General features: G+C 69.1%; 11 protein-coding genes. 7 read left to right on the forward strand and 4 right to left on the reverse strand.

Going from position 1 to position 10,976, the window contains the following annotated elements:
- The first annotated feature begins 3 nt into the window (after nucleotides 1-3).
- The 4 genes from ACFO0B_RS14005 to ACFO0B_RS14020 are packed head-to-tail and all read left to right on the forward strand — an operon-like array spanning nucleotide 4 to nucleotide 3,939.
- Complete coding sequence (locus tag ACFO0B_RS14005; RefSeq protein WP_378612839.1) at nucleotides 4-180, forward strand: hypothetical protein; 177 nt, start codon at nucleotides 4-6, stop codon at nucleotides 178-180.
- Between the two features lie 17 nt (nucleotides 181-197).
- Nucleotides 198-1,421 carry an FxsB family cyclophane-forming radical SAM/SPASM peptide maturase gene (locus ACFO0B_RS14010; RefSeq protein WP_378612840.1) on the forward strand — a complete coding sequence of 408 codons (1,224 nt, stop codon included), beginning with the start codon at nucleotides 198-200 and terminating at the stop codon, nucleotides 1,419-1,421.
- Nucleotides 1,418-2,446, forward strand: coding sequence for a radical SAM protein (locus ACFO0B_RS14015; protein WP_378612841.1), 1,029 nt, complete (start codon nucleotides 1,418-1,420; stop codon nucleotides 2,444-2,446). Before ACFO0B_RS14010 ends, ACFO0B_RS14015 begins: the two co-directional genes overlap by 4 nt.
- On the forward strand, nucleotides 2,446-3,939 hold the full coding sequence (locus tag ACFO0B_RS14020) for a radical SAM protein (RefSeq protein ID WP_378612842.1): 1,494 nt from the start codon (nucleotides 2,446-2,448) through the stop codon (nucleotides 3,937-3,939). The genes ACFO0B_RS14015 and ACFO0B_RS14020 overlap by 1 nt, the downstream gene beginning before the upstream one ends.
- Before the next feature lie 18 nt (nucleotides 3,940-3,957).
- Here ACFO0B_RS14020 and ACFO0B_RS14025 read toward each other — a convergent pair whose 3' ends face one another.
- From ACFO0B_RS14025 to ACFO0B_RS14040, 4 genes are read right to left on the reverse strand one after another with little or no spacing between them, the layout of a single operon-like run.
- Nucleotides 3,958-4,743: a spermidine synthase gene (locus ACFO0B_RS14025; RefSeq protein ID WP_378612843.1), complete on the reverse strand. Its 786-nt coding sequence runs from the start codon at nucleotides 4,741-4,743 to the stop codon at nucleotides 3,958-3,960.
- Between the two features lie 30 nt (nucleotides 4,744-4,773).
- Nucleotides 4,774-5,436: a class I SAM-dependent methyltransferase gene (locus ACFO0B_RS14030; RefSeq protein WP_378612844.1), complete on the reverse strand. Its 663-nt coding sequence runs from the start codon at nucleotides 5,434-5,436 to the stop codon at nucleotides 4,774-4,776.
- Nucleotides 5,436-6,488, reverse strand: coding sequence for an aKG-HExxH-type peptide beta-hydroxylase (locus tag ACFO0B_RS14035; RefSeq protein ID WP_378612845.1), 1,053 nt, complete (start codon nucleotides 6,486-6,488; stop codon nucleotides 5,436-5,438). Before ACFO0B_RS14035 ends, ACFO0B_RS14030 begins: the two co-directional genes overlap by 1 nt.
- 56 nt (nucleotides 6,489-6,544) lie before the next feature.
- Complete coding sequence (locus ACFO0B_RS14040) at nucleotides 6,545-7,477, reverse strand: aldo/keto reductase (protein ID WP_378612846.1); 933 nt, start codon at nucleotides 7,475-7,477, stop codon at nucleotides 6,545-6,547.
- 241 nt (nucleotides 7,478-7,718) lie between these two features.
- Here ACFO0B_RS14040 and ACFO0B_RS14045 point away from each other — a divergent pair, with 241 nt between their 5' ends.
- The 3 genes from ACFO0B_RS14045 (at nucleotide 7,719) to ACFO0B_RS14055 (ending at nucleotide 10,806) form a co-directional block, all read left to right on the forward strand.
- The gene (locus ACFO0B_RS14045; RefSeq protein ID WP_378612847.1) at nucleotides 7,719-8,249 is read left to right on the forward strand and encodes a hypothetical protein; all 531 of its coding nucleotides are present in this window, start codon (nucleotides 7,719-7,721) and stop codon (nucleotides 8,247-8,249) included.
- Nucleotides 8,250-8,425: 176 nt separating this feature from the next.
- Nucleotides 8,426-9,409 (forward strand): alpha/beta hydrolase family esterase, encoded by a 984-nt coding sequence (locus ACFO0B_RS14050; RefSeq protein ID WP_378612848.1) that lies wholly within the window; start codon nucleotides 8,426-8,428, stop codon nucleotides 9,407-9,409.
- A 179-nt stretch (nucleotides 9,410-9,588) separates the two neighbouring features.
- Entirely contained in the window at nucleotides 9,589-10,806 is a 1,218-nt protein-coding gene (locus ACFO0B_RS14055; RefSeq protein ID WP_378612849.1) for a PucR family transcriptional regulator, read from the forward strand.
- The last annotated feature ends 170 nt before the right edge of the window (nucleotides 10,807-10,976 follow it).

The raw sequence follows: 10,976 nt of genomic DNA on the forward strand, positions 1-10,976 counted from the left end.
AAGATGTCAGCACCAACACAGGAACCCCTGCGCGAGCTCGCGAACACGGACGCGGCCGACGCCGTGGCGGAGGCCGGCGAGTCGGCACTGGCGATGGCCCTGCGCCGGGCCAGGGAGGATGACCGCGAGCAGCGCTCGCAGCACCACAGCTACAACAGCCATTCCTCGCACCCGTGGTAACAGGGACACCACTCGGTGTGCCGTCGGCGGCCATTCCCTCCGCGGAGTGGCCGTCGGCGACGCACTTCGACATACCCGCGATGCTCGCCGCCGGATGGCGCCCGAGCGCGTTCACGGAATTCGTCGTGAAGATTGCCAGTCGCTGCAACCTCGACTGCGATTACTGCTACATGTATCACGCTGCCGATCAGAGCTGGCGCGCGCAGCCCAAACTCATGTCCGCCGAGACGGTGTCCGCGCTCGGCCGTCGGATCGCCGAGCACGCCGACACGCATTCGCTGGAGTACGTGGGAGTGTCCCTGCACGGCGGCGAGCCCCTGCTGGCCGGTGCCGCCTACATCCAGCGGTTCACCGACCTGATGAATGCGGAGCTCGCCGGTCACTGCGAGATGTCGCTGGTCTGCCAGTCGAACGGAACCCTCATCACCGATGAGATCGCCGCGGTGCTGCAGCGCAATCGAATCCGGGTCGGCATCAGCCTCGACGGCGATCGCGATGCCAACGACAGGCACCGCCGGTACCGGAACGGAGTTTCGAGTTTCGACGCTGTGCTGCGCGGCATCGATACCTTGCGCAACGTGGACGCGGACCTGTTCTCCGGTGTCCTCGCGACGATAGATCTGCGCAACGACCCGGTCGGCACCTATCGCCAGCTGGCCGACCTGAACGTCGAGCACTGCGACCTGCTGTTCCCGCACGCCAATTGGACGACCCCGCCGCCCGCGGCAGGCGCCGATTCGCCGACACCGTATGCGGACTGGCTGATCCCGATCTTCGACCTGTGGTACCGGCAACCTCGGCAACCGCTGAAGATCAGGATCTTCCGCGACATCATGAATCTCCTCCTCGGCGGGGGCGGTGGATTCGAGATGGTCGGGCACGGTCCGGTGACCCTGCTGAGTATCGAGACCGACGGCTCCATCGAATTGGTCGACACCCTCAAGACCTCCTACGAGGGGGCGGCGGCCACGTCGTTGACGCTGCGGGATTCACCACTCGACGAGGCGCTCTCGCATCCCGGCGTTGTCGCCAGACAGATCGGTCTCGATGCGCTGGCCGAACCCTGTCTCGACTGCCGCTTCCGCGATGTCTGCGGCGGCGGGATGTACACCCACCGCTACCGCGCCGGTAGCGGCTACAAGAACCCGAGCGTCTACTGCGCCGATCTGTACACGCTGATCGCGCATATCGAGTCGGCCATGCGCGCCGACCTGAACACGATGAACGGAGCCGAACGATGACTGATTTCGGCGCGAATGTCCAGATCATGATCACCGAACGATGCAATCTCCGCTGTGTGCACTGCGCGGTGCCGGAGGAGGATTCCCCCGTCACCGAGGAGTTGACCACCGACGAGTGGCGGTCCTTCATCGAGTTGATCGCAGCGGAGGGGGTGGCGGCGCTCACCATCTCGGGGGGCGAGGCGACACTCCGCAGCGATGCGCCGCTGCTCCTCGAAGCCGCAGCGCAGCGCATCGCCCGGGTGACGCTGCTGACGAACGGGCTGATCCGCAACTCCGCGATGGCCGAGTTCGTCGCCGTGCAGCGCCGCCATCGCAATGTCGGCATCCATGTCAGCCTGGACGGTGCCTCCGCGGCCACGCACGACCTCATCCGCGGTCCCGGCACATTCCGTGCCATCACCGCGCGGCTCGAGGTACTCCGCGATGCCGGTGGCGCGGTGACCGGCGTGCACACCGTGCTGCACCAGGGCAACCTCGACGAGTTCGACGCCATGGTCGCCATGGTCACCGGTCTCGGCGCCTCCGTCTGGACGGTGTTTCCGGTCGCGGCGCTCGGTCGCGCTCGCCGGAGTGAGCTGGTCGGCCTGACCGCCGAACAGTGGGCCGAGGTGACCGAGCGCTTGTCCCGCCTCCGCACCGAACCGGGCCTCGACATCGGTCAGATGGGGCCGGTACTGACCGACGACTGGCCTGCCGAGCTGCCGATCACCCCCCGCGGGCGGAGCGAGATCAGCAACAACGTCGTCGTCGGCCCCGACGGGGCGATCTTCACCTGTCCACCGCTGCGGGAGCACCCCATCGGTGCGGTGCGGTCACAGCACACCGCGGGTGATTGGCGGACCACCCTGCGAGCAGGAAGCGAGGTCGCCGAAGCGGTCTGCCGCGACTGCCGATTCCGGTTGCTCTGCACCGGTATCGACCACGAGAAGCCGTTCCGGTTGCGCGAGCGACCGCCCGGCGCGGACCACCCCGACGCGATCCTGGCCGACCGGCTGTCCACCCTGTCGAACGGAGGCCGCTGATGCCGGTGTGGATAGATCCGGCCCAGCCGCTGGCACCGTGGCGTGTGGCCGCGCACACCGATCCGCCGCGGTCGGGGCTGCTCAGCGCGGCGCACCTGCACTGGCGCGCGGTCGAGGACTACTGGTTCGCGATCTCGGCGCGCACCGGGGGCTGGGTCATCGCCACCGACGACGAGCGCCACCGGATCACGGAAGCGCTCGGCTTCGATATCGCCGATGCCGAATGTCCCGCGCTGGTCCGCGACTTCTGGCGGCGCGGTCTGCTCGAGGTCGACGGCGACAATGTCGTCGCGGGTGCCGACTGGGCGAGCGCGATCGATGAAACCCGGAGCTACTACGGCCTGGTGCTGATCCTCAACTCCGGCTGCAATCTGGCCTGCACCTACTGCTACCTGGGACACTCGGCGCCGGAGCGGCGCAACGATATCGACCGGGAGATCGCCGAGGCGGCGATCATCGCCGCGCTGGACCGTCCCGAGCCGCAGGTGATCTTCGATTTCGGCGAGATCTCGGCGGCGACCGCCCTGTTCTACGAGCTCGCCGCCTTCGCGGAGCAGTCGGCGGCCGCGCGCGGCAAGACGATGCGCATCGCCATTCAGACCAACGCCACCACACTCAACGATCGTCTGATCTCCTACCTCGTCGAGCGCGAGGCCATCGTCGGCGTCAGCATCGACGGGCCCGCGGACATCCACGATCTGGCCAGGCCGACCCGCAGCGGGCGCGGATCGCACCGCAGCGCGGTGGCCGCGCTGCAGCGGTGCCGCGCGGCGGGGCTGGACTATCACCTGATCGTGACCGTCGGTGCGCACAACGTGAGTGCCGCGGCCAACGTGCTCGATGAGATCGCCGCACTGCAACCGAAGACCTTCCTCTGCAAACCGATTCTCGCGCACGGGGAGGCGAGCACCGGCTGGAAGGATGTCGGGGCGACCAGTACCGATATCGCCGCATTCCTCGCCGATTCGGTACGCCGGGCCGCGCACGACGGATTGCGGATGCTCGACCAGTCGGCGACGAAATTCCTCGGCCGCATGGTCGGCGAGTCCAGCGGCTGGCGCGAATCGTGTACCTCGCGCGACTGTGGCTCCGGGCGCAACATGCACGTGCTCAGCGCCCGCGGCGAGGTGCACGCCTGTCCGCGGTTCGTCGAACCCGGCGCCGGGCATCGGGTGACACCGCAGACCGTCGACCTGGTCCTGCAGCGGAAGATCGAACTGGTCGACGAGGGCCTGCACCAGAAACCGGCGACCTGTGCCGGATGCCCGTGGCTGCGCAGCTGCGGCGGGGGTTGCACGCTCTCGGGTGACCCGGAATCGACGCCGCTGCCCGACCCGCACTGCGTCTCCTACATGGCCCAGCACGAGGCGATCGTCGACAATCTCCTGCCTGCCCTGATCTCCGGCAGATTGCCGATCGACGGCCCGCTGGCCGGCGCGCGACTCCGGGTCAGCGTCGACGCACCGGCGGCCGAGCGGGTGCGGAGGTCCTAGCGTGCAGCGGCGCCGCCGCTAGGCACCGTGCGCCCCGGGCGGCGGGTCCGGAGACGGCGCCGGTGCCGCGTCGGTGAGTATCGCGGCCGCCGCACAGAGCCGGTCCAGCTCCGCCGCACCGCGACGTCGGTACTGGGGATCCGCCGCACTCACCGCGGCCAGCAACCCTTCGGTCTGCACATCGGCATCCGCGCAGATCACGGTATGGTTGCCGAAGAAGTGGTGGTGCGGCGACAGCACCGACACCGTCATCGCGGTACTCGCGCGCACGGTGGCACAGACCCGGGCGACGTAGCGCGACTCCGGATGGTCGATGAGCCCATAGACCAGGACCCCGCTGCGCCGCAGCACGCGGCGCAGCTGCTGGATGCACTCCACCGTGGTGAGATCGCCAGGCACGTGCCCGCCGACGAAGGCATCCACGATGATCAGGTCGGCGCTTGCCGCATCCAGCGTCTCCACGACGGCTCGGCCCAGCTCGGGACGGATGACGACCGGCGCACCCGGCGGGAACGGCGCTCTTTCCAGGACCGCGGCCGTCATGTCGCGATTGGGTTCGATCACCAACTGGCGAGACCCGGGGTGCGCGTGGGCGAAGTAGCGGGCCAGCACCATGCCGCCGCCGCCGACGTGGACGACGTCGATCGGCTCCGGCCGCCGGTGCCGCACCGCCGCCGCCACATGCCGCATGTAGCCCCAGGACAGCTCGTACGGGTCGTCGGCGATCACCCGCGACTGCGCGGCCCCGGCAACCGACACCAGGAAGCCGCGCCCGTCCGGTTCGATCGTGAAGTCTTCGAACATGATTTCCTCCGTCGTTCGCGGCCGAGACCGCTAGGCGAGATGCGCCGACAGCAACCAGGCCGGAAAGGGCTGATCCGACGAGATCACCACCGGCGTGGAGCGGCGTTCCGATTCCGTTGTCGTGCCGCTCGATTCGGCTGGATTCGTGACGGCCGCACCGGCATCGGCATGAATCCGCGCCGGCCTGATCTCGTCGACCACCCAGTACGCCGAGACGATGTCGTGCAACTCGACGGCGGTGACCGCCGCGACCGGAACACCGGCGGGCATTCCGGCTCGATCGAAGACCAGGGCGAAGTACGACGCGCCCGGCGCGGCGGCCCGCACGATCGACATCTGATAATCGTGTCGGAGCGACGCCGGGAGCGTATGGAACAACGCACTGTCGACCACCGTGCCGAACCGGCGGTCGAAGCCGGTCAGCGCCGTGATGTCGGCCACCTCGAAGGTGACGCCCGAGAGACCACGACGGGCAGCCGCGGTGCGCGCGGTCGCGATCGCCGCTGTCGAAAGGTCGATCCCGACGCCACGGTGGCCCCTGCTCGCGAGCTCGAGGGTGAGGGCACCCGCTCCGCACCCGGCATCGAGAACCTCGCCGTGGAATGCCCCCTGCTCGACCAGGGCGAGCAGGTCGGGTTGCGGGGCCCCGACATCGGGGTAGCGCGGCTCCGATGCCGGAGACCAGGTGGACATCAGGCGAGCGCCTCGGCGTCGGCGACCGCGGCCGCGGCGAACTCCTCGCCCAGATCGGTCAGTACCCCGGCCGACAACACCGCGGAGGCCGCGCCGAGAACCTGTTCGGACCGGCGCGCCACCAGCTCGTCGGCGTACTTCGACCAATCGGTCCTGGTCCGGCCGATCTGTCGCCAGAAGCGCATGATCGCGCTGAATGCGACGATGCCGTGCAGGACCGCCCTCGTCGGTCGGGTCGTCCCCTTCCAGGGTGCGTAGAACTCGGCGGCGTTCGGCTGCTCGAACGCATCGAGTTCCAGGGCCATGTTGAAGAGGTTGTGATAGGACTCGTGCACCATGGCTTCGGCGAAATTGACCGCATCGCCGGTGCCGGGTGAGATCAGCGCGGCGCCGACGGCACTGGTGACCGAGCCGCTCTCGATCTCGAACCGACTGCTCCGACCGAATTCCGCACCGTCGCGCTGGAGCAGGGGCACGAGCACGGTCGTCAGTGATATCGCGTCGGTGAAATCGGGATCGCCCAGTTCGGCGATGAAGGCCTGAGCAGCGCGGACGAGAGTGCACCAGTCGAATGTCAGGTCGGTGTCCACGTGGTCGGACCAGACCGACAGCGAAGGGTCGATGTTGTTCACCTCGAGACCGTCGACCACGGCGAGGCGCCGGAGCTCCCCCGTGCCGGTGTCGCACACGAGCCCGGTGCCGGGCAGATGCACGCGTCGGCCCGGCGCACCGGTACCCAGCTCGGCGACCACGCCCCCGCCGTCGAGTGCGGCGTCGACGCGCAATGCCGCCCTGACCGGCCGCCAATCGTCACGCCCGTCAGCGGCTTCGGATCGGGCGATCGCACCGACCACCGGATGCGCGAAGACCTTGCCGAGCGTGGCAGCGTCGGCCCCGCTGTCGGCGGCTTCCGGGAAGACGGCGGCGAAGCGGTCGAGACGGAAGCGGTACTCGCCGCCCCACCACGCCGCGCGCACGCCGCCCGGGTGGACGCGGCCCAGCAGCGCGGAAACCAGCTCCTGGCGCCCGCCACTACCGTCTTGTGTTGTCACAGAACAAGTTTAACGACGCGATCGGCTACCGAATCCGATATCGAGACGGTGTCGGCTCAACGATATACGTCCAGTTGCATACCGAGCTCGGCCCGGCCACCCGCTTCGATGAAGTCGGCCAGGAATCCGGGCGCATAGCCGGAGGCCGCGTCGAGCCCGGTGATCACCTCGGGCGGAAGTACGACGTCCACCGCGTCGAGCAACTCACCGAGGTGCTCGTGGCTGCTCACGCCGATCAGGGGATGGATCGCGCGCGAGCGGGCTCGTACCCACGCGATCGCCACCTGCGCGGGCCGCACCCCGAGTTGCCGCCCCGCCTCGTCCAGCGCCGCGGCCACCGAGCGCTCCCGATCGTCGGCGGCGCGCTCTGCCCTGCCCGCCAGGACGCCGCGGTGCAGCGTCCGCCAGGTGGCGACCGTCAGCCCCAGCATTTCGGCCATGGGGAGTACTTCGCGTTCGATATCCCGCGTCAGCACGTTGTACGGCACCTGAACGCACGCGAAGGGCGTCTGATTCCGGAACTCCGCCATGGTGTTCGCGCGGGTGATCACCCATGCGGGAGCATCCGATATTCCGATGTGGAGTACCTTTCCGGCCCGCACCACGTCGTCCAGTGCCCGGATCGTCTCCTCGATCGGCGTGTAGGGATCCCAGATGTGCACCCAGTACAGGTCGAGGTAGTCGGTGCGCAGTCTGCGCAAGCTGGCGTCGAGCGAGGCGACGAGGTTCTTCCGGTGATTGCCCGCCGCGTTCGGGTCCCGCGGATCCCGGGACCGCGTGTACTTCGTCGCGAGCACGAACCGGTCACGCCGACCGGCGAGCACCTCGCCGACGACCCGTTCGCTGCCGCCCGAATCGTACTTGTCCGCCGTATCGATGACATTGCCGCCGGCCTCGGCGTAGAGATCGACGATCCGCCGAGCCCCGTCGACATCGACCAACCCCGGCCCCCGGCCGAAGGACATGGCACCGAGAAACAGTTCCGACACTCGCAGGCCGGTCCGACCGAGCAATCGGTAGCGCATGGTGCGGTGACCCTACCGGACGGCGGGACACGATCCCCCGGTTCGTCGTGATCGGTGCAGGCAACGGCATCGGCCGCTGCGTGGCGCTGGAACTACTCGCCAGGGGCGCTGTGGTCGCCGCCATCGAGTTCGGCGTCGATGATCCGCCATCGAGGCCGATCGTGAGCCCACGGGGCGCCACGACACGACACGGTCCTCTGTTCAGGTGATCGCCGCGGTCGATTCGGATCCATATCCTGTTGCCGTGCGGGGTTTCTGGCACTACATGGGTGCCGCGGCGGTGGTCCTTTTCGGGGCGGTACAGCTCTCGATCGGCGTCGGAGTCCTCCGGCAGACCGTCGAGCGGGCAACGCTGTGGCTGCGGGGGGATCGGACGCGTGGCGTCATCACCTCGGTCACCGCGGAGACGGGAGAACTCCGGCGCATCGCCCTGGCCGACACAGTGCCGAGCCGCGCCCGCATCGGTGCGCCGATCACCGTGGTCTACCGGCCGGACGATCCCGAGCGCGTGGATGCCCTCGGCATCGCCAATGGCCTCGGAAGTCTCATCGCGTTCCCCATTCTCGTGGTTGTGGGAGCGGCAGCCATCGTCCTACCCGTGGCGTACCCGCTCGGCCTCGACGGCGTGCTGTCATGGGCTCAACAAGTCGTCGGCGACACGTCCGGCCGGCTCGAAGATGCGCTCGGCGCACCGCTGGGCCGACTCCGCAGAGTCCTCGTGGAATGGCTCGGCTGACAGACCCGCCACTGCGGCCCAGCCGGGCGAGGTGCCACCGACCGGGTGACGGCTGGCCCATCCCATTCCGGTGCGGCCCTGACCCGGTGAATGTGTCCAATGGGCGCCGTCGGATCTTCCCCCACCGCGCCGCGGCTGAGAATCTTATTTTCGTGTATGAGAGTTTTATTTTCAGAATGCGATCGGCCGGCGCGGCGTTGCGGCGGACGGTCTGTGTTTCGGTCCTGCTCGCCGCCACCGCGGTGAGCAGTGGCATGGTCCACGCGGAACCACCCGGCCCGATCCCGGGAGCCTCCGCGGGCTGTGGGAAGGCGGCGCCCGCGGCTGGCCGCACGACGCACGAGTTCACCGGCACCGAGAAGTCGGGCCAGTATCTGCGGCACGTCCCGCCCGGGGCGGATCGCCCGCTGCCGGTGGTGATCGCGCTGCACGGACTGCTGGAGAACAAGGAGATCGCGGAGCTGGGCAGCGGCTTCGGCGAACTCGGTGTCCGCACCGGGTTCGTCACGATCACCCCGCAGCTGGACCGGCTCGCGCCCGCACAGTGGGACTACGGACCGGGCTCGGCGGATCTGGAGTGGGTCATGCAGCTGCTGACCCATGTCGAATCCACCCAGTGCGTCGATACCCGCCGCGTCTTCGTCGCCGGGTTGTCGATGGGCGCCTTCGCGACCAGCTCCATCGGCTGCCAGTACGCCGACCGCGTCGCCGCGATCGCCGCGGTGTCCGGGCTGCGCGACTTCAGCTGGTGCCGCCCGGCGCGGCCGGTGCCGGTGCTCGCCTTCCACGGCACCGACGATCCGATCGTCCCCTACGCCGGACAGGCGAACTCCGGTTCCGCGTCGGGGTCGGCAGCCGGCGACGAGAACAGCGGCGTGAATGCGCGCCCGATCACCGAGAACGCCGCGGCCTGGGCCGGCCGCGACGGCTGCACCGGCGCACCCGAACGCCGCACCATCGCCGAGGACGTCGTCCTCGACAGCTACCGCTGCCCGCCCGGTGTCGACGTCCAGCTCTACTCGGTTCTCGGCGGCGGCCACATCTGGCCGGGCACCTCGTCGCTGCTGTACCCGTCGATCATCGTCGGCTCGAACACCGATTCGATCGACGCCACCGCCCTGATCTGGGAGTTCTTCCGCACCCACCCCATCACCCCCTGACCCGGCGCGGGACGTGTGCACGGAGACGGTTCGGCCGGAGGCCGAGCCGTCTCCGCCCGGGTCGGCATCGGCGACGTCCCGCACGGCACCGGATGCGAACGAGGCCGTGCTCTCGGTTCGCTCCCCCATCCATCGTTATCGCTCCCGTCCCCGGGGGGCACGTTCTCATCGACCGAGAGATGATCCGCATGCGAGTTCACGATCATCGACAGCGACGGATCGTCCTGTCAGGACACCCGCTCTCCGAGCCGCTGCGCAAGACCGCCGATGTCGCCGTCGAGACCGTCGGAAGGCTCACCGAGCACTTCGCGCCGCTTCCCGCCGAACTCAGTCATGCGGAAACCACGGCGGTGACCAGCCGCTGCCTGGACAGCCTCGTCGGCCTCCTCGACGGTGACGCCGGCCCAGCGCGCCTGGCGCCGCTCGAGAAAGCCGCAGCCGGGTGGCGCGAGTGCGGCATACCGCTCGATACCGTGCTCCACGCTGTCCATGCCGGATTCGCGCTCCTGATCGACCGCCTCGAGACACCGCTGCTCGGAACAGCGAACGTCCCGCTCGCGGAGACCGACACCCTGCGCGCGGGCATCGCCCTCGCCCTCGAGTGGATGTCCGCCGTCACCTCCACCATCACCGCCGCCTACCTGCCTGCGGCCCTCCCCGCCGAAGTCCATCCACGCAGGACCGTCGACGCCGGCATCCGTACCACCCCCGGCGGCTCGGACCCCGCACGCCGTTTCGAGGTGCTCGCATTCCACATCACCGCCCCCGGTGAATCGGCCCGGCGAACGGTGCGACAGCTCCGGACCGTGCTGACCGCCCACTGTGGCGGCCGGGAGCGAGCTCGGCTCAGTATCAGCGGCGGCACCGCCACCGTGCCCCGTGATGTCATCGACGACGGCTTCACCTCGGCACTGCGCTCACTCGCCCGCGACGCGGACGCCGGGATCACCATCTGCACGCTCTCCACGAGATCGGAGCCGACCGCCCACGCCATCGACCGCGCACACAGTCTGCTGGATGTCGTCGTCGGGCTGGGCTACCCGCCCGACCTCTACCACCACGAGCAGATGGCGATGGAACTCCAGCTGTCCCGACGAGGACCTGCCCGCGAGCGCCTCGCCGCCCTCCTCGACCCGCTCGACGAGCACCCGCACCTGCTGGAGCTACTCCAGATCCACCTCAACAACAATTGCAGCAGACAGTACACCGCGATGACCTTGGCCATCCACCCCAACACCGTGGACCGCCGCCTCGGACATATCGCCACCTTGACCGGCTGCAACGCCCAATCCGGATACGGAGCGTGGAAACTGCACGCAGCGCTGATCGCACGCGGCCGGCCACCCCGAACCCGCCCGGGATCGTTCCCGGGGCCGCAGCCCCGAAAGGCGCCATAGCGCCGGGCCCAGGTCATCGGCCGAGCTACATGCTGCTGGACGCAACCCTCCGTTCCCGAGCAGGCGCCAGTCACGCAGAATCTTCCCGCTGCTGCCCCGCGACCGCCACACGGTCGAACCCTGCCCCGGGCGGTGTCTCGTGGATGGCCACCGGGGGCTGTGCCCGTCTC

Source organism: Nocardia jiangsuensis (assembly GCF_042650385.1).
Lineage (GTDB): Bacteria > Actinomycetota > Actinomycetes > Mycobacteriales > Mycobacteriaceae > Nocardia > Nocardia jiangsuensis.